General features: G+C 37.4%; 25 protein-coding genes and 2 pseudogenes. 15 read left to right on the top strand and 12 right to left on the bottom strand.

Annotated elements, in window-relative coordinates:
- Positions 1 to 18: 18 nt before the first annotated feature.
- Positions 19 to 507 carry a DUF2798 domain-containing protein gene (locus FN924_RS13400; RefSeq protein ID WP_143895298.1) on the top strand — a complete coding sequence of 163 codons (489 nt, stop codon included), beginning with the start codon at positions 19 to 21 and terminating at the stop codon, positions 505 to 507.
- A 229-nt stretch (positions 508 to 736) separates the two neighbouring features.
- Here FN924_RS13400 and FN924_RS13395 read toward each other — a convergent pair whose 3' ends face one another.
- Positions 737 to 1,654: a DMT family transporter gene (locus tag FN924_RS13395; RefSeq protein WP_143895297.1), complete on the bottom strand. Its 918-nt coding sequence runs from the start codon at positions 1,652 to 1,654 to the stop codon at positions 737 to 739.
- A 288-nt stretch (positions 1,655 to 1,942) separates the two neighbouring features.
- Complete coding sequence (locus FN924_RS13390; protein ID WP_143895295.1) at positions 1,943 to 2,809, bottom strand: EamA family transporter; 867 nt, start codon at positions 2,807 to 2,809, stop codon at positions 1,943 to 1,945.
- Positions 2,810 to 2,959: 150 nt separating this feature from the next.
- Here FN924_RS13390 and FN924_RS13385 point away from each other — a divergent pair, with 150 nt between their 5' ends.
- Positions 2,960 to 3,382: a GNAT family N-acetyltransferase gene (locus FN924_RS13385; RefSeq protein WP_323368611.1), complete on the top strand. Its 423-nt coding sequence runs from the start codon at positions 2,960 to 2,962 to the stop codon at positions 3,380 to 3,382.
- Between the two features lie 72 nt (positions 3,383 to 3,454).
- On the opposite strand, the gene FN924_RS13380 is transcribed toward FN924_RS13385, so the two are convergent.
- The gene (locus tag FN924_RS13380) at positions 3,455 to 3,901 is read right to left on the bottom strand and encodes a hypothetical protein (protein WP_143895293.1); all 447 of its coding nucleotides are present in this window, start codon (positions 3,899 to 3,901) and stop codon (positions 3,455 to 3,457) included.
- A 144-nt stretch (positions 3,902 to 4,045) separates the two neighbouring features.
- Between FN924_RS13380 and FN924_RS13375 the strand changes: the two genes are divergently transcribed.
- The 3 genes and pseudogenes from FN924_RS13375 to FN924_RS13365 all read left to right on the top strand — a co-directional run bounded on the left by FN924_RS13375 (position 4,046) and on the right by FN924_RS13365 (position 5,235).
- Entirely contained in the window at positions 4,046 to 4,234 is a 189-nt protein-coding gene (locus FN924_RS13375) for a hypothetical protein (protein ID WP_143895291.1), read from the top strand.
- A 143-nt stretch (positions 4,235 to 4,377) separates the two neighbouring features.
- Positions 4,378 to 4,789, top strand: a pseudogene (locus FN924_RS13370) (NUDIX hydrolase).
- Positions 4,789 to 5,235 (top strand): NUDIX hydrolase, encoded by a 447-nt coding sequence (locus tag FN924_RS13365; protein ID WP_143895289.1) that lies wholly within the window; start codon positions 4,789 to 4,791, stop codon positions 5,233 to 5,235. Before FN924_RS13370 ends, FN924_RS13365 begins: the two are co-directional and overlap by 1 nt.
- Positions 5,236 to 5,284: 49 nt before the next feature.
- On the opposite strand, the gene FN924_RS13360 is transcribed toward FN924_RS13365, so the two are convergent.
- The gene (locus tag FN924_RS13360; RefSeq protein WP_143895287.1) at positions 5,285 to 6,343 is read right to left on the bottom strand and encodes an LCP family protein; all 1,059 of its coding nucleotides are present in this window, start codon (positions 6,341 to 6,343) and stop codon (positions 5,285 to 5,287) included.
- A gap of 277 nt (positions 6,344 to 6,620) precedes the next feature.
- Between FN924_RS13360 and FN924_RS18920 the strand changes: the two genes are divergently transcribed.
- Complete coding sequence (locus FN924_RS18920; protein ID WP_323368658.1) at positions 6,621 to 6,836, top strand: DUF5316 domain-containing protein; 216 nt, start codon at positions 6,621 to 6,623, stop codon at positions 6,834 to 6,836.
- Positions 6,837 to 6,987: 151 nt separating this feature from the next.
- Here FN924_RS18920 and FN924_RS13355 read toward each other — a convergent pair whose 3' ends face one another.
- Positions 6,988 to 7,404, bottom strand: a complete 417-nt coding sequence (locus FN924_RS13355; protein WP_143895285.1) for a hypothetical protein — start codon at positions 7,402 to 7,404, stop codon at positions 6,988 to 6,990.
- Positions 7,405 to 7,538: 134 nt separating this feature from the next.
- On the bottom strand, positions 7,539 to 7,682 hold the full coding sequence (locus tag FN924_RS18915; protein ID WP_158634009.1) for a hypothetical protein: 144 nt from the start codon (positions 7,680 to 7,682) through the stop codon (positions 7,539 to 7,541).
- A gap of 278 nt (positions 7,683 to 7,960) precedes the next feature.
- Between FN924_RS18915 and FN924_RS13350 the strand changes: the two are divergent.
- The 4 genes and pseudogenes from FN924_RS13350 (at position 7,961) to FN924_RS13335 (ending at position 10,295) form a co-directional block, all read left to right on the top strand.
- Positions 7,961 to 8,708: pseudogene (locus FN924_RS13350) on the top strand (TerC family protein).
- A 148-nt stretch (positions 8,709 to 8,856) separates the two neighbouring features.
- Positions 8,857 to 9,363: a hypothetical protein gene (locus FN924_RS13345; protein ID WP_143895283.1), complete on the top strand. Its 507-nt coding sequence runs from the start codon at positions 8,857 to 8,859 to the stop codon at positions 9,361 to 9,363.
- A 49-nt stretch (positions 9,364 to 9,412) separates the two neighbouring features.
- Complete coding sequence (locus FN924_RS13340; RefSeq protein ID WP_143895281.1) at positions 9,413 to 9,784, top strand: iron chaperone; 372 nt, start codon at positions 9,413 to 9,415, stop codon at positions 9,782 to 9,784.
- Positions 9,785 to 9,890: 106 nt separating this feature from the next.
- Positions 9,891 to 10,295 (top strand): hypothetical protein, encoded by a 405-nt coding sequence (locus tag FN924_RS13335; RefSeq protein ID WP_143895279.1) that lies wholly within the window; start codon positions 9,891 to 9,893, stop codon positions 10,293 to 10,295.
- Positions 10,296 to 10,328: 33 nt separating this feature from the next.
- Here FN924_RS13335 and FN924_RS13330 read toward each other — a convergent pair whose 3' ends face one another.
- Together FN924_RS13330 and FN924_RS13325 are read right to left on the bottom strand one after the other, a co-directional pair.
- Entirely contained in the window at positions 10,329 to 11,336 is a 1,008-nt protein-coding gene (locus FN924_RS13330) for a FecCD family ABC transporter permease (protein WP_143895278.1), read from the bottom strand.
- A complete protein-coding gene (locus FN924_RS13325) occupies positions 11,336 to 12,382 on the bottom strand; it encodes a FecCD family ABC transporter permease (protein WP_143895276.1) in 1,047 nt (348 codons plus the stop codon). The genes FN924_RS13330 and FN924_RS13325 overlap by 1 nt, the downstream gene beginning before the upstream one ends.
- A 184-nt stretch (positions 12,383 to 12,566) precedes the next feature.
- Between FN924_RS13325 and FN924_RS13320 the strand changes: the two genes are divergently transcribed.
- Entirely contained in the window at positions 12,567 to 13,553 is a 987-nt protein-coding gene (locus FN924_RS13320) for an iron-hydroxamate ABC transporter substrate-binding protein (protein ID WP_143895274.1), read from the top strand.
- A 75-nt stretch (positions 13,554 to 13,628) separates the two neighbouring features.
- Entirely contained in the window at positions 13,629 to 13,718 is a 90-nt protein-coding gene (locus tag FN924_RS19885; RefSeq protein ID WP_143895272.1) for a DUF2642 domain-containing protein, read from the top strand.
- A gap of 44 nt (positions 13,719 to 13,762) precedes the next feature.
- On the opposite strand, the gene guaC is transcribed toward FN924_RS19885, so the two are convergent.
- Positions 13,763 to 14,746 carry a GMP reductase gene (gene guaC, locus FN924_RS13310; protein WP_143895270.1) on the bottom strand — a complete coding sequence of 328 codons (984 nt, stop codon included), beginning with the start codon at positions 14,744 to 14,746 and terminating at the stop codon, positions 13,763 to 13,765.
- 222 nt (positions 14,747 to 14,968) lie between these two features.
- Between guaC and FN924_RS13305 the strand changes: the two genes are divergently transcribed.
- Both FN924_RS13305 and FN924_RS13300 read left to right on the top strand, forming a co-directional pair.
- Positions 14,969 to 16,141 carry a permease gene (locus FN924_RS13305; protein WP_143895268.1) on the top strand — a complete coding sequence of 391 codons (1,173 nt, stop codon included), beginning with the start codon at positions 14,969 to 14,971 and terminating at the stop codon, positions 16,139 to 16,141.
- 110 nt (positions 16,142 to 16,251) lie between these two features.
- The gene (locus FN924_RS13300) at positions 16,252 to 17,571 is read left to right on the top strand and encodes an MFS transporter (protein ID WP_228409444.1); all 1,320 of its coding nucleotides are present in this window, start codon (positions 16,252 to 16,254) and stop codon (positions 17,569 to 17,571) included.
- Positions 17,572 to 17,619: 48 nt separating this feature from the next.
- Here the strand turns inward: FN924_RS13300 and FN924_RS13295 are convergent, their stop codons facing one another.
- From FN924_RS13295 to FN924_RS13285, 3 genes are all read right to left on the bottom strand, one after another.
- Positions 17,620 to 17,988: a four-helix bundle copper-binding protein gene (locus tag FN924_RS13295; RefSeq protein ID WP_228409443.1), complete on the bottom strand. Its 369-nt coding sequence runs from the start codon at positions 17,986 to 17,988 to the stop codon at positions 17,620 to 17,622.
- Between the two features lie 86 nt (positions 17,989 to 18,074).
- Complete coding sequence (locus tag FN924_RS13290; RefSeq protein ID WP_143895266.1) at positions 18,075 to 18,539, bottom strand: DUF3278 domain-containing protein; 465 nt, start codon at positions 18,537 to 18,539, stop codon at positions 18,075 to 18,077.
- 1 nt (position 18,540) lies between these two features.
- Positions 18,541 to 18,732 (bottom strand): helix-turn-helix transcriptional regulator, encoded by a 192-nt coding sequence (locus tag FN924_RS13285; protein WP_143895264.1) that lies wholly within the window; start codon positions 18,730 to 18,732, stop codon positions 18,541 to 18,543.
- 164 nt (positions 18,733 to 18,896) lie between these two features.
- On the opposite strand from FN924_RS13285, the gene FN924_RS13280 reads away from it, so the two are divergent.
- A complete protein-coding gene (locus tag FN924_RS13280; RefSeq protein WP_143895262.1) occupies positions 18,897 to 19,664 on the top strand; it encodes a serine/threonine protein kinase in 768 nt (255 codons plus the stop codon).
- The last annotated feature ends 63 nt before the right edge of the window (positions 19,665 to 19,727 follow it).

The following is a 19,727-nucleotide window of genomic DNA, read 5'->3' as shown; positions in this document are numbered from 1 at the left end:
TGACAAGGAGGTGATTGTATGCCAACTACCAAAAGAGAAGGGTTAATATTTGGAATAATGATGTGTCTTGGAATGGTTCTGGTAATGGCGAATTATAATCTTTGGCTGAACGATGCCTATGGCCATTTATCTATAGGTGGTATTTTAGTAGAACTACTAATAGGTTTTGTCATTGCTCTACTTCTTGATTTATTTTTAGTAGGCCCAGTTGCAAAAGCATTAACCTTTCGAATACCCTTTAACAAAACGAATAAACTATTATTTGTCCTAATCATGTCAACGTGTATGATTATTGGGATGGTTCTATTCATGTCTATTTTTGGACTTATTACTCAAATCATCGGTTCTGGTCTGGATGAAAAAGGTATCTTGATAACATATCTCGTTATTTGCTTCAAGAATTTCATCGTCGCATATCCATTACAGCTGATTATTATGGGTCCACTTGTACGATTCATCTTTGTGCGTTTCGTTAAAAAAGAACCTATTGAAGTAACTATTGGATAATGAAAAGGGGCTGGGACATAACGAAAACAACAGCCTATACTAGCTCCGGAACTATACGTAAACTCCAGCGGGAAAAAAGGCATCGGTGAGACCCCACAGTGCGTTAGCACGAGGAGGCTCACCAGCCGCCCCCGGAAAGCGTGGTATATTTCCGGAGCGGGGTATAGGCACTATTTATAATTGTTCTTTTTTTAGTTGCTTACTATACTTTTGTCTCAACCTCCATAATTCATTCTTCTTTTCGAAAGAAAGTCCCCTTCCTACTAATCTTTCTTTGCTTATGAAAAACGGTAATAAAAGCAGAGCTAATGACGAAAAAAATTCCAATTACTTGTAAAGTATTGAAAGAATCATCAAAGACTATAACCCCTATTAAAACAGCTATGATTGGTTCCATTGCTCCTAAAATAGCCGCTTTACTAGACTCGATGTACGCAAGTCCAAATGTGTAAAAGGTGTAAGCAAGGATTGTAGAGACTACGGCTATTCCAACGATATTTATCCAAACTTCCGTGTATTGGAAAGCCTCCGTTTTTTTCCATAATCCACTCGTTGGAAAGATGAAAATACTCCCCATTAACAAAGCATAGAATGTAATCGTTAAAAAGTTATAGTGCCAACTTATAAATTTCCCTATAATACTGTACAAGGCACAGAAAAAAGCAGATAGAAGTCCAAGTATTAGGCTAATTGCAGGAATGTTCACATTTCCAATTGGTACTAGTTTTACGACCAGCGCACAGCCAACCAGTGTTAGAATGATAGATACTGTCTTTTTTCTCGTCACTTTTTCTTTAAATATGATTCTTGAAAGGATAGCTACGAATATAGGGGAAGTATAGAGTAAGACGACCGCAATAGACATGGAGGTCTGCTCCATAACCGTAAAGTAACACCAATTAAAAATGACGATACTAAATACACCTAATCCGATGAAATAAGGGATGTGTTTTACCTGTATTCGTAAATGATGTCGAGCAAATAAACTCATAAAGCAGAATAGGATGAAGGAAGAGCTTGATAATCTAAGCGTCACAATCTCCCATGCTGTAAATCCATAGTTATATAACGATTCAACAAACAGTCCGGTTAATCCCCAAAAGCTTGCTCCTAGTACCGTTATGAAATAAGCAATATATTGCTTCATACTTTCACCTTCTTTTCTCTTTTTTTAAAAGGTTTCCGTATTTTTTCTATATGTTGAGTCTAGTATAGGCATTGTATCACAATATGGTGTGGCATAAACACACATGTATGAGAAAAAGCATCCGAGTTTGGATGCTTTTTTATGGATGAAAATGGTGGAATAAAGAAAAATCAAAGTAAGGAGGTGCAATATAGTTATATCGATTCTTTTCTAAGCAGTCGTTAATTGTGCCCCTATTTTTCTTATATCATGGTTTACTACGTTAAAAATCGAAGAAGAACGGTTCATTTAAAGAATTAACAGTCCTGTTCCAATCGTAATAAGAAACGCACCTGTAATTGTTCGTTTTGTAGGTTTTTCCTTTAGGATAATAAAACTTAGAATCATCGTAATGACTACACTAAATTTATCGATTGGATTTACTACACTCACATTCCCTATAGCAAGGGCACCGAAATAACATAGCCAAGACAAACCTGTGGCAGCACCAGATAATAATAAGAAAAGATACGATTTTTTGGATATCTCCTTTAGTTCCTTTATGGTCCCTTGAAAGAAGACAATCCCCCAAGCAAACAATATGATTACAACGGTTCGAATAAATGTTGCTACATTGGAATCGACAACTTCCATCCCAACCTTTGCTAGAATGTTAGTGAACGTAGCAAAAATAGCTGATAAAATGGCAAGAAAAAGATAGGATTTTGTATTAATTCGTTTCTTATCGGTATATTTCTTTTGCCTTTCCATTAGCACGAAAGTACCAATGGAGATGACAATACCTCCTGATACCACAGGAAGTGTAGCTGGCTCGTGTAATAGAATGAATGATAAAAGAATGGTTAAAACCACACTTGCTTTGTCAATTGGGACTACTTTTGATACATCTCCAATTTGTATAGCTCGAAAGAAACAGAGCCAAGACAATCCGGTGGTTAACCCGGAAAGAATAAGGAAAATAAGTGATTTTATAGATATAGACACAATTGCTTCTATTTCTCCGGTGATAACCACCATAATAAATGCCATGATGACAACAACTACGGTACGTACCGCAGTAGCCAAATTGGAATTCACTTTTTCAATCCCGATTTTAGCAAGAATTGACGTAAATGCTGCAAATAGTGCGGCGAGAAGAGCTAGAACAACGCTCATAACAAAATCTCCATTTCATTACGTATTGTGATAGGACCTTAACATAATATTCTCGAAACGTAGAGGAATATGAGTTGTTTAAAGGGTAAGGGTTGGGTTATAGGAAAATTTTTCTAGCACATTATATCATAGGCGAAAGGACATGGTTGTATGATGATAAGAAAAGCAACGGATTCAGATGCCAAAGGCATTTCGAAGGTTCATGTGGAGAGCTGGAAAACTACTTATCGAGATATTCTCCCACATGATTATTTAGAGCAGCTCTCCTACAAAGACCGAGAACAAAGGTGGCTCGATAACATGAAGAACTCCTCTGTATTTGTTGCGGAGGATGAGCTTGGCAAAATTGTCGGGTTTGCTAATGGAGGCAAAGAAAGAACAGGTACCTATAATGTAAAGGGAGAGCTTTACGCTATCTACCTTTTGAAAGATTATCAACGCAAGGGAATAGGGAAGAAATTATTAAAAGCAGTCACGAAGGAGCTTTTAAAACAAAATCTTACTTCGATGCTTGTATGGGTACTTCGTGACAATGCTAGTCGGGAGTTTTACGAAAAAATGGGGGGAAAGTAGGTAGATACCAAACAAATTCAAGTCGCAGGGATGAAAGTAATAGAAACTGCTTATGGATGGGAAGATATTCGGCTAATTATGTGATTTATCTGTTGGTGAGGCATATCCTGGTTCATTTCTTTCTGCAATAATATCTTGGATAATTTCAATATGCATAACAGCCCAAGCTCTTTCTCGAAAATGAATAATGACACTTGAAGTAAGTGTAAAGAAATAAAGTAAACTAAACAGAATCCAAAGAGAGTTTCCGTGCTGGAACAGAATGTCTTCCAGTTTATCTGAGAACAGAAAAAGAAACCAAGGAACTGCGGTTATAAATATTGGAATCATTCCTGATCCGTTTCGTTCTTTTATGATCCGAAAATATACGAGCTTAAGTGTATAGGTATCCAATGTCCGATAAAACGTCCGAATATCTTGAATCTCTTCTAATTCCCGTAATCTTTTATGTGAATTAGATGAATGATTGACTCTTCTCAATTTTAAATAAAATTTATGAGCATCCCCACGAAAAGCCAATGTTATCACTTCCCATCCCTTTATTGCCTAGTTCTAGCTTGAACATATTGGGAAGGTATTAAACCATTAATGGAATTAATTGAAACATTTAAAAGCGGGAGTTCGTAAACTATATAAGAAGTTCAAAAAAATGGAGGTGTTACTATGTCGGAAGAATGGATAACGCGAATAATCCTATTGGCCATGATGTTACCGATGATTTTTTACTTTATCGCTTTAGGAATTAATACCCGTAAAACAGAAGATATGTATAAACGTGACATGACGTACGAACTCAATCCGTTTACCGGTACGAAAATGCCGGTAAAGGAAAAGGAAACAAAGATAGATTAGCTTCTTTAGTAACGTAAAAGGAGTGCGTGTGATGGCAAGTAACCATATGCAAACACCAAGCAATGGTATAGAAAGAAAGCAAGATTGAAGGAAAAAAAGATACCCGGGCAACTGTCACAATTAGCTTGGAACAAGTAGGGGGGATGGACATTAGAAATAGAGGGGCTGGTGTCATTATAAAAGGGGGGAAGGTTGCCCTGATTCAACGTATTCAAAATAACGAAATGTATTATGTTTTTCCTGGTGGAGGTATAGAGGACAATGAGACCCCCGAAGATGCTGTAATTAGAGAAGTGAAAGAAGAATTAGGAGTGGAAATAGTATTGGAAAGGTTATTTACCATGATGGATTTTAATGGCACTCAGTATTTTTTTTCTAGCCCAAATTAAAAGTGGCATATTCGGAACGGGACAAGGAGAAGAGTACACGAATAAGGGAAAGGGGATATATAATCCTTTGTGGTTAAACGTTGGAGAGCTATCCAAGTATGATATAAGACCGAAAGAGGTTGCTAACCAAATTGAAGGATGTTGGGGAAATAGGAGGATGACGTAATGGAGTATGTAAAGGAATTACGTAGAAAAGTAGGTCATCAGCCTTTAATCCTTCCTGGAGCAGTTGTTGCAATCGTAAATTCGGATAATCGAGTTCTTTTGCAACATAGAACAGATGGGGGATGGGGTCTACCTGGTGGTCTTATGGAGTTGGGAGAAAGCTTGGAAGATACAGCAAGAAGAGAAGTAAAAGAAGAGACGAACCTTCAAGTAGGGCAGCTTACGCTTCTACAAGTATTCTCTGGACCAGAATTCTATTTCAAAATTCCGAATGGGGATGAATTATATTCAGTAACAGCTCTTTATTGGACTAAGGACTTTTATGGAGACATTCTTGTTAATGAACATGAATCACTCGATGTAAGGTTTTTTGAAATGAATAATTTACCCGAAACATTGAAAGAAGAATATCGAACCTATTTAGCACCATTATTAGAATCTTTGTAAAATAGTACATATTAAAGGAGCTATATCAATAGCTCCTACATAATTGAAATTATGAACTTGCATTAGGATTCGTAGATTCTTCATTAGTATGTTGACTTTTTGTTAAATTTAACTCCTCTTTTAATCGTTGAGTAGTTTGCGCTAATCCGGTTTCATCAGGAAAGAAGTAGTACAAACCACCATTTAGTCGATCATTTACCCCTTTTAGTTCATAGGATTGGATAGAAGATACATCCATCGAAGCATACATTTTTTGTAATGCGAAAATCTCATTCGGTTTTAAGCTCGTGTTAATGTTTTTGCCTAGAATATCGGAGATTTCGCCGATGTTAAAAATAGTGCCGGCAGATATTACTTCGTCAATCGCGGCTTTTATAAATTGTCTTTGTCGTTCATCTCTAGTATAAGTAGCAGCTACTTCCCGTTTTCTCATTCGTACGAAAGCAAGCGCTTCTTCGCCATTTAACTTTGTAACACCGGGTGAAAATTCTATTCTATTGTTATTGTCATAGATATTTTTCTCCCAAAATCCTTTTTTAATATCAATAGTAACTCCACCCAATGTATTCACGATATCCCGGAAACCTTCAAAATTAACAGTCACAAATTCATCGATTGGAATGTCTAAGAGGTTTTCAACCGTTTCTATAACTAGTTTGTCCCCACCGTAACCTGACATACTTCCGAGGGAATGAGCATCGGTTATTCGGTGAATTCCAGCAAATTGTTCCGGCACTTTTGGGGAGGTAAGCTCCACCTTTGTATCACGTGGGATGGTGGTCATGGTCATTTGCTTTTGTTTTGGATTAAGGGTTACTACAATTTGGGTATCCGCACGCCCGTTCTCCCCATCGGTTGAATAATCCTCGACCCCAATTAAGAGAATGGACATAGGATCATCACCAATTGTGACTTTTTTCTCTCTTAATTCAGACTTATCATCTTCACGATCTAAGCTTACATAGGATTCTTTGGCAGCGCTGTACGTCTCATAAAACAGGTACAATCCGAATCCGATTATTAAAAGGAAAGGGATAGAAATCAAATATAACCACTTTTTTCTTTTTCTCTTTTTCTCTTTTTTCCGCTCTGTTCGTAATTCTGGCACAAGAAATACCTCACTTTTTAAGTTGATGGTCTAAGTTGAGATGATATGTAATGTAGATATAAAAAGAGTAACATAGTTTGATAGAATATTTGTAGGGTAAATGGAGGCATATTGAATTTTAATTATAATATTTATATCGTAGGGAGAATCGTAATACTTATGAAGACAGTGATATCAATATTCTAGAGAGGAGTTGTCTTATGATACGTTCTCTTTTGGTCGGCCTTATCTCTTTTGGAATGATAACCTTGGTTATGTTTCTAATCGGGAATGATACCTGATTCCGAAAGTTTCGGGAGGTGTTGGAATATTAGCCATGATCTTGGCTGCGGTTATGAGTGGTGTGCTTACAGATGGAGATAGACAACGTGCTAACTTTCATACAGAGACACCTGAAGACCGTGCTGAAAAAACAACATACGCATTACGATTGATTGTCTTTGCTATTCCTAATATATTAGGTGCTATTATCATGTTTCTTATTTTGAACTAGATAATATGTTTCGTAAAATGACATTGAATAAGATGTTCGCATCCACGAGCAACACCTTCAGGAGAGATGGATACCATGTCTACTTTTTCAATTATATCCAATAGAGGTACGTTCCCTAACATGCTGAAAAAAAAGTATAAGAAAAACACCCCTAATACAGATTCGTTTTGCTTGCGATATCCAGCTCAAGTTCTCCCTCAGAATTCACACGTTTTATCGTAATATCAGCTTTTCCTGTATACCCCTTTTCTAAATATCCAATTATGGTTTCTTCTTGCACTTCAAGGTCTGCATCCTGATAGGACAAAGTCAAGGAAGACTCACTAAAAGATGAAGGGATATGCTCATTAGGTTTCAAAGCAAGGGTAATGGTATCTCCTGGTTGAATAACAGGTACAGGGATGTCCTCGGCTGCATGAGTGAAGGTGAGACGTAATCCTTCTATTTTTTGTGTGGTTTTGTTTTCGATTTTAATGTTAAATGACTGGTCAAAGAGGATGTCGAAAAGTAGTATCGCAATGATGGTTGAGAGACCAAAAATTAATAAAGATCGTATTATTTTCTTCATAAAGAACCTCCCCTAGTCATGTTAATAGTAATATGCTATACCAGAATGAAATGTGGCTAATGATGGTACGTACATGGTGAATTGAGAAAGGAGAAGTGGAGATCCCTTTATATGGAACAAAAACTAATGGTTAATTATAACCCATCGAACATTTTACCAATTGCTTTTAAAAGCCATAAAAAGAATCGAATCGGCCAAACTAAAAGTTCAGGAATAGCCGAAAGGATGTCAAACAACACTTCTCGTTTTTGCAGTTTATGATTTTTTTCCCCTTTCATAACGTTTCACTCCTATAGAAAAAATAGATGTTTCCTTATGCAAACTTGTGGTATGATTTTCTGGAGTTACAGATTCAGTAAAGGCCACATAAGAAAATGAACCCCACTACATAATTGTACGTAATAGTTGGGAATGATGTTTCAACATTTAAAAACCTACTAAAGTAATGACTCCACGACTTAATAAGAAGAAACATCATTTAGAACCATAAAATTACAGCAACCCCTTTGCTATTCTTTTTTATTGAAGGGTTAGTAGGAGGAAACTAGGAGGTTATATGGAAGCATCATTGTTATTAGAGTATGGATGGATTTTAATTGTTTTGATCGTTCTTGAAGGTCTTTTGTCTGCAGATAATGCTTTAGTATTGGCAGTTATGGCAAAGCATTTACCGGAGCATCAACAAAAAAGTGCGATCAATATTGGGCTAACACTAGCCTTTGTTTTCCGTATCGGTGCCATTTTTATTATTTCTTTTCTATTTCACGTATGGCAAGTTCAAGCTATTGGAGCTGCCTATTTAATTTTTTATTGCTTTAAAACATATATTTAAAGGACATAAGGAAGAAAGTGAACGGAAAGTAAAAAGCTATAAAATGACCGTTGCACAGATTGCTCTAGCAGATATTGCCTTTGCAATAGATTCCATTCTAGCTGCAGTTGCCTTAGTTATTGCATTACCTGATACGCCATTCCCGCAAATTGGTGGTATGGATGGTGCAAAATTTATAGTCATCGTATTAGGTGCGGTTGCAGGATTGATTGTTATTAAATTTGCTGCTGGCCTTTTTGTAAAGCTACTTACACAGCGTCCAAGCTTGGAAACTGCAGCTATGATCTTAGTAGGTTGGGTCGGAATCAAATTATTAATGCATACATTAGCTCACGAGAAAGTTCATGTCATTTCTCATGATTTCGTGGAAGGACCCATATGGAAGTCGATATTCTGGGGTGTTATGCTCCTCATTGCCCTAGGCGGCTGGTTCTTATCTAAGGATAAAACAGAGGAAGAAGTTATTAAATAAAAGAAGAAGTAAAGAGACTGGTACCTCAGTCTCTTTTTTTGTATCAATAAAAAACTGGAAGCTTTTATGCTTCAGAAATATCACTTCATATACTGGAATATTATGCTAATATTATAATTAAATACAATAAATCGCATCAAATTCTGAGGTGATATTCATTAGGAAAAAGAATATAGCTTATGGACTTTTTGTTATTGGATTTACATTATTCACCTTATATACGGATTTTAAGCGAGACAAAGAGGAGTTAGAACTAAGAGAGGAAACACTTGAACTTGCTTCTGAATGGATAGAAGCTGCTTTGGACTACATCCATCGATATGAACAAAAAAAAGATGTAAAATTACTGTATAACGCAATGGTAGAAGTAAAGAAAATAAAAGATTTTGTAATACTTTATCAAATAGATGACGAAAACATTGGAAAGCAAAAACTTGAACCTATATTTGAAAGCTATCTAGTAAGAATGGATAGAGTAGTGGACCCCATTAGAGAAGATGGGGAATTCAGTCCGTTCACAAATGAATGGATGGAGATTAACGCTATTCAAGACGATTTAGAATATGTACAGTTTAAGCTAGAAAAAGAGGATTTAGCTAACTATAGCTCTAAAGAATTTAAAGCATATATAAAAGACATTCAATCTAATAGGTAAGGGTTATGTAAAGGACAATGTTCAAAATCTATCGTTGAGGAGGGGTAAGGTGGAATCTTTTTCAGAATTTGTATCGAAAATTAATAACCCAGAGCACCAGTCACGAACAAATGAAGTGTTAGATTGGGTAATGGAGCAATTTCCAAATTTAACTCCTGTCATAAAATGGAACCAACCTGTGTTTACGGATCACGGAACGTATATTATTGGCTTTAGTGTCTCTAAGCAGCATTTAGCTGCTTCCCCAGAACGAGAGGGAATCATTCAATTTTCAGATGCCATTGTACAAGCAGGCTATGAGCATAGCAAGATGTTAATCCGGTTTCCATGGGACAAGCCAGTTGATTTCTCATTATTAGAGAAAATTATCGAATTTAATATTCTAGATAAAGCAGAATGTTCGACTTTTTGGCGGAAATAAAGGTTGGTGCGTACTCAGATGTCTACATCATGTTTTAAGTAAGAAGGTACGACTGAAAATTCAACAGCCTTCGAAATAAAAATGTAATTTGAGTGGAGTGGAAATAATGGAAAGTTTAGAGTCCGTTTTACAAGAGTTCACAAAGTTTCACGATGAGTATTATCACAATTGGAACAAAGCGATGCAAACTGGTGATACAACCAATGTGGAACACATGGCCGAAGCGTATTATGTCGCGTTCTATGCAGCAGGGAATGAGAAACCATTGTTTTTTAACAAAGAAGATGCAATCCGTGGGATGAAGGACTCTGTACGGCATTTTTTGGGAGCTAGTAAGCGCTTTGACCATAGAGTCATCCGGTTAACAGATAATGATCATGCAGTTGTGTTTTATGAGCAAGTGATTGAGAAAAATGGACAGGTGCAATCCCGCCTTTTCACAATAGAGAATTGGCAACGGATTGGACATGTTTGGAAATTAATAAGAGAAATAGAACAGCCGATAAAGTAAAAAAGGAAGGGAGCCATTCCCTTCCTTTTGGTATTAAGATTTCATTAACAAATAGATAAAATACCCTCCACCAATGACAGAAACAACAATACCAACAGGGATTTCCGATGGAGCTAACAAGTTGCGCCCTATTGTATCTGCTAAGACGAGTAAAAGCGCCCCCATTAAGGCGGAGATTGGTAGTATGGTTTGATGAGTAGCCCCTACTAATTTTCTAGCTAAGTGTGGGATGACGAGTCCGATAAAGGCAATCCCTCCACCTACTGCTACACAAGCACCAGCTAATGCAACCGCAATAAAAAGAAGTAAGCTTCTTTCCCCTTCTACACGAGTTCCAAGTCCTTTTGCGACATCATCGCCAAGATGAAGGGTGTCTAGAGATTTTGCTTTATAAAAGGCAAATGGAACGAATAAGAGAATCCAAGGTAACAAAGCAAGCACATAGGACCAATCCGTACCAGAGATATCACCTGTTAGCCAGACAGTTGCTCGAGTAAAATCATCGGGATCCATCTTTAGTTGGAAAATGATGATTAGAGCGGCAAACATACTATTAATACCAATCCCTACTAAAATCAAACGAATTGGGTTTACTCCATTTTTCCAGGAAATGACGTAGATTAAAATGGCTGCAACAAGGGAGCCTCCTAGTGCAAATAAGGGTAAAATATATACAGATAACGTGCCGCCTAACTGAACAATGCTATCTTGGAAGTAATAAATGTAGAGTACGACAAAAAATCCGGCTCCAGCATTGATACCGATAATACCAGGATCAGCTAATTCATTGTGTGTAACACTTTGTAAAATAGCTCCGGATACAGCCATCCCAGCACCGATTAATAAAGCGATGACCATTCGTGGTAAGCGAAATTGAAATAAAACTAACGCATTTTGTTCACTACCATTCCCTAACAAGGTTTGGAAAACTTGGCTAGGAGTAATGCGTATAACTCCCATATTTAAACTGATTAATAACGTCACAATAATAGCAAGAATCAACGTAATGGCTACTATCCATGTTTTGGTGCGTCTTTTCATTATAAGCCTCTCCCTTCTCGACGAGCTAAGTATAAAAAGAAGGGAACGCCGATAATAGCAGTAACCGTTCCTACAGGTGTTTCGAACGGTGGATTAATCATACGAGAAATCGTATCTGCAACTACTAATAGAATTCCACCTAAGATGGCAGAGCAGGGAATAATCCAACGATAATTAACCCCAACAAGGAACCGGGTAATATGCGGAATGACTAAACCGATAAATCCAATCGTACCGGAAATGGAGACAGCGGCTCCTGTTAAGAGGAGAACAACGAGCGTACTGATGATCTTTACTAATAATGTTTGTTGGCCAAGTCCTCTCGCAACGTCATCACCTAGATTTAAGACGGTAATAGATCCTGCAACGATAATAGCAATCACAAACCCAATTAACGCGACTGGAGCTAATAATTGTACGTGAATCCATTGCACACTAGAGACACCACCCGCATACCAAAAGCTAACATCCTTCGCGATGTCAAAGTGAATGGAAATAGCAGTGGATAAAGAGCTTAGGATAGCGGTTACCGCTGTTCCGGCAAGCGCAAGCTTAACAGGTGTTAGCCCTGTTTTAGAGATGGAGCCGACTACGAAAACAATCCCAGTTCCAAGGCCTGCCCCAACAAATCCCCAAAGCATGAGCATCAGATTCGATGAGTGGGGAAATAATGCCAGTGCAATTGCCATCATAAAGGTCGCACCTGCTGTAACCCCCATGATAGAAGGAGAAGCGAGTGGATTTCGGGTCATCCCTTGCATAATCGAGCCAGACATCGCTAGAGCAGCACCAATCAAAGCAGCAACTATTGCCCTCGGAATTCTTAAATTTCGAATGATTTGATGTGCTGTTGAGGATGGATCGTAGGAATATAGACTTTCCCATATGGTCCGAAATTGAATGTCAGCAGCTCCATATAATATAGATAAACACATGGTAAGAAATAAAAACCCTAAACCACCAATTAATATACTCGTAGCAACGAGTGGTCTTGACACGATATTCGATCGTTGTGGCGTTTCTTCATCGGTTGAATGTCCAGTCATAAAAAAAGCTCCTTAAACAGATTGCAATGAGAATCATTATCATTATAATATAAAGGGAATGAACGGGCAATTATAGTTAGCAAGACATTATTATGTCCTAGATGAAAAAATACACTTGTAAATGATAATGATAATTGTTATCATTTGTTTATCTCAGGATATAGACATTAGGAGGATATACAAAATGAAAAAGCAAAAATATTTGTACATGCTAGCGACTTTGTTTGCATTTCTATTTCTTGTAGCGTGTGGAAATGGGAATGAAACAGATGATAACGCTTCAGATACGGAAAAGGAAAAAGAACAAATGGAAACAGAGGAAGCAGCAAAAGAAAGAACGTTAACAGATGCTATGGGGCATGAAGTTACGATTCCTGCTGAGCCAAAAAGAGTGATTGCTTCCTACCTAGAAGATTACTTAGTAGCACTAGGAATTACACCAGTTGCACAATGGTCTGTCCAAGATGGAGCTAGTATCCAAGATTACTTACAAGATTCCTTAAAAGATGTGCCTACAATCCCACATGACCTCCCTTACGAAACTGTGGCAAGCTTTGAGCCGGATTTAATTATCTTAGATTCTGCTTCTATGGCTGAAGGAAATAAATATGATCAGTACAATTCTATTGCCCCAACTTATGTCATTGGTGAAGCACAAAACAATGCATGGAGAGAAGAGTTTAAAGAAATTGGTAAAGTCTTTGGCATGGAAGAAAAAGCGCAAGAAGTGCTAGATGACTACGAGAAAAAAGCAGCAGATGCGAAAGAAGAAATTAATGCTGCGATTGGTGATGAGTCTGTAGCAGCTATTTGGTTAGTAGCGAATACGTTTTATGTAGTTAGTGAAAATCTATCTAGTGGAGACGTTCTATACAATGATTTAGGACTAGCAGTACCTGATGTAGTGAAAGAAATTTCCGAAAGCTCAGAACAGAACTGGTCTGAGATTTCTCTTGAAAAGCTAGCTGAACTTGATGCTGATCATATTTTCTTAATTAACAGTGATAAAGCAAATGGTTCAACGGCATTAGAAGACGAAATCTGGCAAAATATTCCGGCGGTGAAGAATGGGAATATTTATGAATATGACCCAACATCTAGCTGGTTGTATACAGGGCCAGTTGCGAACAGTAAAATGCTTGATTATGCTTTAGAGTCCCTAACAAAATAATTCTAAAAAAACGAAAAGCTCCAAGCTTTTCGTTTTTTATGTGACTCGCGTAATCCTACGTGATAATTAGTAGATATGAATCCAGATCATATTGTGTCAACAGATCACAATTTCATGTTCTTTGTAAAAACGTGTCAAATGGTTACCATTATGCCAATCTCATAAGCAAACGCAAAAAGGGGCGAGTCTTAATTCGCTCCTTTTCAAAATTAATAAACTTTATCTCCGTTAAAAATGGAATTCTTTACAATTACATAATCTACGTTCCGAATCGCGTCCAATTTGTTTCCACCAGCATAAGAGATAGAGGATTGTAGATCTTGTTCCATTTCCACTAACGTATCTTGTAGGGAACCTTTATGTTCCACGTGCATTCTTTTTCCCTCTACGTTTTTCTTCTCACCTTTTTGAAATTCAGATGCAGATCCAAAATATTCTTTATATAGCTTTCCATCCCTTTCGATTGTTTCTCCAGGTGATTCTTCATGACCTGCGAACAGAGAGCCAATCATCACCATAGTAGCTCCAAATCGAATAGATTTCGCTATATCACCGTGCGTGCGAATCCCTCCGTCCGCAATAATTGGTTTACTTGCTGCTTTTGCACACCAACGAAGTGCTGCTAATTGCCAGCCGCCTGTACCAAATCCTGTTTTAATCTTTGTAATACATACTTTACCAGGACCAATTCCTACTTTAGTAGCATCCGCACCAGCGTTCTCTAGTTCACGAACAGCTTCCGGTGTACCAACATTTCCAGCAATCACAAAGCTTTGTGGGATCAGTTTTTTAATATGTTGGATCATATGGATAACAGCATTGGAGTGTCCATGGGCAATATCGATTGTAATATAGTCTGGAATTATTTCTTCCTTTGCCAACTGCTCGATAAAAGCATACTCTTCTTCTTTCACCCCGACACTGATGGATGCGATAAGACCACGCTTCTGCATGTCTTGAATGAATGCAGCTCTCGTTTCTGGCTCAAATCTGTGCATCACATAAAAATAACCATTTTCAGCAAGATAGATGGCAATTTTTTCATCTATAATCGTTTGCATGTTAGCAGGAACGACTGGAAGTTTAAAGGTATGTTTTCCAAATTTCACACTTGTATCACACTCAGAACGACTATCGACGATACATTTTGCGGGAATTAATTGAATATCTTCGTAATCAAATACGTTTTCCATGTTATACACCCCTAAACACGAATATTTTCGTTGTTTGTTCATTTATTGTTCGACATTACGTACTTTACCGTATTTGTTCAAAGTTGTCAAAGTTTATTTTCTTAGTGGAATTTTCGTTTATATGTTGAGGTGGCTCTTTACTGTTAGTCGTACCTGTTGTTTTGTTTTCGTATATCGGGGAATTAGAGAAATAATACAGATAATAAATAAAGGAGAATCAATATGCTAGAAGAAATCGGAAAATCAGCAATAACTTCTATTGGTTTCTTTTGGAAGGCTGGTTGGGCCTTTGTTCTAGGCTATCTTATTAGTTCCATCATTCAAGCATTCGTTCCAAAAGAAAAAATGGTTCATTATATGGGAATGGCAAACATGAAATCTGTAGGAATTTCTACTTTCTTTGGCGCAATCAGTTCATCCTGTTCGTTTGCTGCATTAGCTGCTGGAAAAAGCTTATTTAAAAAAGGTGCCAGCTTTATTCCAACCTTAGCTTTTTTATTTGCATCTACAAATCTAGTTATCGAGCTAGGGATACTTATTTATATCTTTTTAGGCTGGCAATTTGTCATTGCAGAACTCATCGGTGGATTCGTATTAATTTTGGTGACATGGGGACTTGTAAAACTGACCTACCCGAGAAAACTAGTGGAAGAAGCAAGAGAACGAGTGAACGAAGATCATATGGAAGAAAGCTTTGATTGGAAGAAAAAAATCAGAACCAAAGAAGGCTGGCTTCAAGTCGGTCATGAATTTGTTATGAACTGGCAAATGGTTTGGAAGGAGATTGTGATTGGGTTTACCATCGCCGGTATGATGGCAACCTTTGTCAGCGATGATACTTGGAAAATGTTCTTTCTAGTAGATCAATCCAGTTCATTCATTCAAATATTAGAAAATGCCGTGATTGGACCAATCGTTGCTATGCTTACGTTTATTGGGTCCATGGGGAACATTCCGATTGCTACGATTTTGGCATCTAGTGGAGTAGCCTTTGCTGGAATTATGGCATTTATTTATTCAGATTTAGTGGTTCCACCAATTATTGCAGTGCATAAAAAATACTATGGGATGAAGACAGCCTTATATATTGCCGGCGTATTCTATTTATCTATTGTACTTACATCATTAGGGATGCATTATGTTTTTACCGGTCTTGGCATTGTGCCTGATTCCGCAAAGCAGATTATGTCCGAAAGTCCTTTCCAATTGGATTATACGTTTTGGTTAAATGTGGTCTTCCTATTTGTAGCGGTTTTTGCTATTTATTTAAATCAGCTTTTTAAGAAAAGAAGTCACCATCACATGATGATGGAAGGGGATTCCAAGTTTAAAACAATTGTGACGTATTTATGTATTGGATATTTGGTTGTCGGATTAATTGTGAATTGGATTTAATAATGTATGGAGTGGATTACCACTCCATACATTATTTAGTTTTTTCACATCATAGAAGAACTTTTGGGGAAGGGTATAAAGGAACCTTGTCAGCATAGGAGGCTTTCAACTTGTTGAACAGTTTACGTAATATGGAAAAACCGATGATAATCCTGTTGCTAGGTGTGTTATTAACCCATTTAGGTACATATCTTGTCATTCCTATTTTGCCAATCCTATTAAGTGAATCGATTGGTTTAAATGTTACAACGGTTGGGATTTCTTTAGCCACATATGCGATTTCATTTCAATTTGGCAGTCTTACTGGAGGTTTTTTGGCTGATCGTTTAGGTAGAAGAATGATTATTACGGTTGGAGCACTGGTTGCTGCCATAGGGTTTGTTGGCATTGGCTTTTCAACCAGTTTTCTATTCATTGTAGTTTCTATAGCTATCACAGGTTATGGGAATGGGTTAAATGCTCCTTCTACTAAGGCTGGAATAGCTGCTATGGCTTCTGAAGACAATCAAACAACTGCCTTTTCTTTTAGAGGGATTGTTGCCAATGTTGGTATGGGAGCTTCTGGGTTAATTATATTCTTTTTCATTATTGGAACCCCACCTTTTCTGTTTTTTATAGCAAGTGGAATCTATGTAGTGCTTGCCATTATAAGTTGGTTGGCACTCCCAGCTAAATGCGGGGATGCTCCTTGTCCACCCATTCCAACTGGTGCATATAAGCGTGTTTTTCGATATAAGCCGTTTGTTGTGTTTGGCATTGTTAGTATTTTTATATGGGCATTATATGGACAGTTAGCATTAGCATTACCGATACAAGCTACGAACATATTAGAGGAACCGAATAATGTAGCGCTTGTGTGGACTGTCAAAAGTGTGACTGTTATTGTCTTTCAATCATGGATAACGAAGCACTTTATAAGTCGAATACATCCTTTTGTTGCTCTTGCAATCGGTTTGTTGTTATTAGGTGTAGGACTTGGAAGCTTATACTGGGCACAGTCTTTTATAGGGCTTGTATGGAGTGGAACGATTTTTGTGGTAGGGGAAATGCTACTGTTACCAACCATGGATAGCACCATCTCTCAATTATCAAAAGAGGGCTTGATTGGATTATTTTTTGCTTTAGCAAATGTGTTATCAGGTTTGGGGGAATCTATTGGAAATTTGCTAGGTGGGAGAGTTTTAGAGCTTGGAAGTGAAGCCACCTACTTACCTTGGTTAGTGTATAGCCTAATTGCTCTTTGTTTGAGTCTGGTAGTGTTGTCGCTCATAAAATGGAAGCCATTGCAAGCTGCTTTGCAGAAAGCAGCTAAACAGCAAGATCGACCTAAAAAGGCTCCAAGAGTGAATCCGGGACCAGGTGATCACTTAACACATCCATTTCATAAATGGGAAGAAGATGTTTTGTTTAGACGAAGACAAGAAACTTGAAAGTCATACCCCTACTATATTCAAAGGGAGTAGGGGCATGATTTATCATTAATATTCAGCAAATTCCTTACATGCTTTAGCACAATTCAAGCAAGTTCTAGCACATTTTTGAGAAGCTTCATCCGGGAATTGCATACAGGTGTTTCCACATATTTCACAAATATAGGCACAGATGCTAGCTAATGATTTGGAAAAAACACTTCCACGAGCTAAATAGTCTACCATTAGTTGACAAATATCTGCACAATCTCGCAAATGCGCGAGCTGTTCTCCTCGTGCTTCTAGCATTCCTTTTTTGTGTAACATGCTTGTCATGTGTTCACAAGTAACTGCACAGTGTTGGATCGTCTCGAGTAACCCCATAGATGGATAATGCATGTCGATTGGATAACTTCCGTAATTCATAGATTGATACATTTGAAAAATCCTCCCCATTATTAAGTCATTGTATCCTATGCGAGGTTTTTCCAAATGGGCTAGGCATTTTTATCAATTATCCGGTTTTATTGATCTAGTATATCTTTGTTTTTGTGGTAAGACCTCTTTAATGATAGACGACTAGTGACAAGCATCATAATGGCTGAAACACCTCCAACCCCCATAAGGTCTATCCATTCTTCATTGTTAGAAGGGACACCAACAATTAGGATGTATGCTACTGAGAAAGTGAAAAGGAAAGTTAAGGAACGATACACGATTATTTTCTTTTGCTTGCGATAAGACTGAAGCGTCGAAACATCTGTATACTCCATTCCAGATAATATATATCTTAGGCTAATGTAAAAAATAAAAAATACAAAAATTAATAATGGAGCAATGTCCGACGTTAAACCGATGTAGGTATTCGTAATGATCAGTAGTATGCTTATAATCGCCATTAATATTGCTGATTCTGCAAGAAAGTAAATGATTCTTCTCTCTTTATATTCATCCTTTGGCATAAAAATAGAAATCCATGATTTTTTCATGTTACTCCTCCCAAAACAATTCATCTAACGTTTTATCTAATACTTTAGCAATTGCAATACATAGCTTTAAGGAAGGGTTATATTCCCCCTTTTCGATAAGCCCTATAGTTTGGCGTGTTACGTTTATGCGCGCAGCTAACTGAGCTTGCGTTAAAGACTTTTCTGCTCGAGCAAGTTTAATTCGATTATTCATAAGAACCACCTATGTAATATATATATTGCTTTTTGTAATATAAAGATTACATTTTCTGCTCGCTATTGTCAAGAACTTCCCAACCTATATGGAGAAATGTGATACTATAAATGCAAAAACAAAGGCATGTAGACGAAAGTTAAGGCACGTAAAGAGGTGGAAGAATGTTAGATGTTTGGCGCCTACTAAAAAGAATGTATCGATCGTTTCTAGACACTAGATTTAAAAAGGGAACCGTTATCCATAACAGGTACCAAGTTGAATCTTTTTTAGGCGCGGGAAGCTATGGGTATTCCTATTTATGTTATGACACAAGCCAAAAGCGGCTGTGCGTCTTAAAACAGATGACAAAAAGTAAAAAGGAGAAAGAAATGAGGGAACAGTTTCAGCAAGAGGCTTTTATCTTAAAGGAGATGGAACATCCACAGATTCCGACGTTTTATGAATCATTCCTAGATAAAGGGGTCTTGTTTTTAGCTATGGAATACATTTCTGGCATGAATTTAGAGGATGTGTTATTCGAAAAGAAGGAGACGTTCTCGGAACAGGAAGCTCTTTATTTGGTGAAGGATATTGCTACAATATTGGGATTTGTTCATGCAACAGGATTTATTCATGGAGATGTGAGGATACCAAATGTAATACTACGTGATAACCATCCATACTTAATAGATTTTGGTCTTTCAACTAAAATGAAAGATGGAAGGATGGCTCAAGAAGATTTTTATGACTTAGGTGATTTTCTCTTATTTTTACTCTATTCGACCTATAATGGCAAGCCAAAAAAAGGGCGAGCTTGGACAGAAGAGTTAACACTCCAGCCTAACACTCGCACATTGATAGAAAAGTTACTAGGGATACAAGAACCTTTTCATGAGACAGAAGAAATAGTAGAATCGGTGGAATTTCTATTAAAGCAGTATGTTAACTAGAGCTCCCGAAGAATCCTTTCCTTTTGTAACGATGACTTCCGTGAAAGGGAGAATGTCTATGAT

The organism is Radiobacillus deserti (assembly GCF_007301515.1).
Classification (GTDB): Bacteria; Bacillota; Bacilli; order Bacillales; family Amphibacillaceae; genus Radiobacillus; species Radiobacillus deserti.
Note: the sequence above shows the minus strand (reverse complement) of the source record. Positions and strands in the feature narration are given on the sequence as shown.

Bases quoted from the DNA above. Each gene is read 5' to 3' on its own strand.
- FN924_RS13305 (WP_143895268.1), top strand. From the start codon at position 14,969: ATGCTAGAAGAAATCGGAAAATCAGCAATAACTTCTATTGGTTTCTTT.
- FN924_RS13400 (WP_143895298.1), top strand. From the start codon at position 19: ATGCCAACTACCAAAAGAGAAGGGTTAATATTTGGAATAATGATGTGT.
- FN924_RS13365 (WP_143895289.1), top strand. From the start codon at position 4,789: ATGGAGTATGTAAAGGAATTACGTAGAAAAGTAGGTCATCAGCCTTTA.
- FN924_RS13330 (WP_143895278.1), bottom strand. From the start codon at position 11,336: ATGAAAAGACGCACCAAAACATGGATAGTAGCCATTACGTTGATTCTT.
- FN924_RS13390 (WP_143895295.1), bottom strand. From the start codon at position 2,809: ATGAGCGTTGTTCTAGCTCTTCTCGCCGCACTATTTGCAGCATTTACG.
- FN924_RS13335 (WP_143895279.1), top strand. From the start codon at position 9,891: ATGGAAAGTTTAGAGTCCGTTTTACAAGAGTTCACAAAGTTTCACGAT.
- FN924_RS18915 (WP_158634009.1), bottom strand. From the start codon at position 7,682: ATGAAAGGGGAAAAAAATCATAAACTGCAAAAACGAGAAGTGTTGTTT.
- FN924_RS13290 (WP_143895266.1), bottom strand. From the start codon at position 18,539: ATGAAAAAATCATGGATTTCTATTTTTATGCCAAAGGATGAATATAAA.
- FN924_RS13285 (WP_143895264.1), bottom strand. From the start codon at position 18,732: ATGAATAATCGAATTAAACTTGCTCGAGCAGAAAAGTCTTTAACGCAA.
- FN924_RS13385 (WP_323368611.1), top strand. From the start codon at position 2,960: ATGATGATAAGAAAAGCAACGGATTCAGATGCCAAAGGCATTTCGAAG.
- FN924_RS13295 (WP_228409443.1), bottom strand. From the start codon at position 17,988: ATGTATCAATCTATGAATTACGGAAGTTATCCAATCGACATGCATTAT.
- FN924_RS13325 (WP_143895276.1), bottom strand. From the start codon at position 12,382: ATGACTGGACATTCAACCGATGAAGAAACGCCACAACGATCGAATATC.
- FN924_RS13280 (WP_143895262.1), top strand. From the start codon at position 18,897: ATGTTAGATGTTTGGCGCCTACTAAAAAGAATGTATCGATCGTTTCTA.
- FN924_RS13320 (WP_143895274.1), top strand. From the start codon at position 12,567: ATGAAAAAGCAAAAATATTTGTACATGCTAGCGACTTTGTTTGCATTT.
- FN924_RS13375 (WP_143895291.1), top strand. From the start codon at position 4,046: ATGTCGGAAGAATGGATAACGCGAATAATCCTATTGGCCATGATGTTA.
- FN924_RS13395 (WP_143895297.1), bottom strand. From the start codon at position 1,654: ATGAAGCAATATATTGCTTATTTCATAACGGTACTAGGAGCAAGCTTT.
- FN924_RS13355 (WP_143895285.1), bottom strand. From the start codon at position 7,404: ATGAAGAAAATAATACGATCTTTATTAATTTTTGGTCTCTCAACCATC.
- guaC (WP_143895270.1), bottom strand. From the start codon at position 14,746: ATGGAAAACGTATTTGATTACGAAGATATTCAATTAATTCCCGCAAAA.
- FN924_RS19885 (WP_143895272.1), top strand. From the start codon at position 13,629: ATGAATCCAGATCATATTGTGTCAACAGATCACAATTTCATGTTCTTT.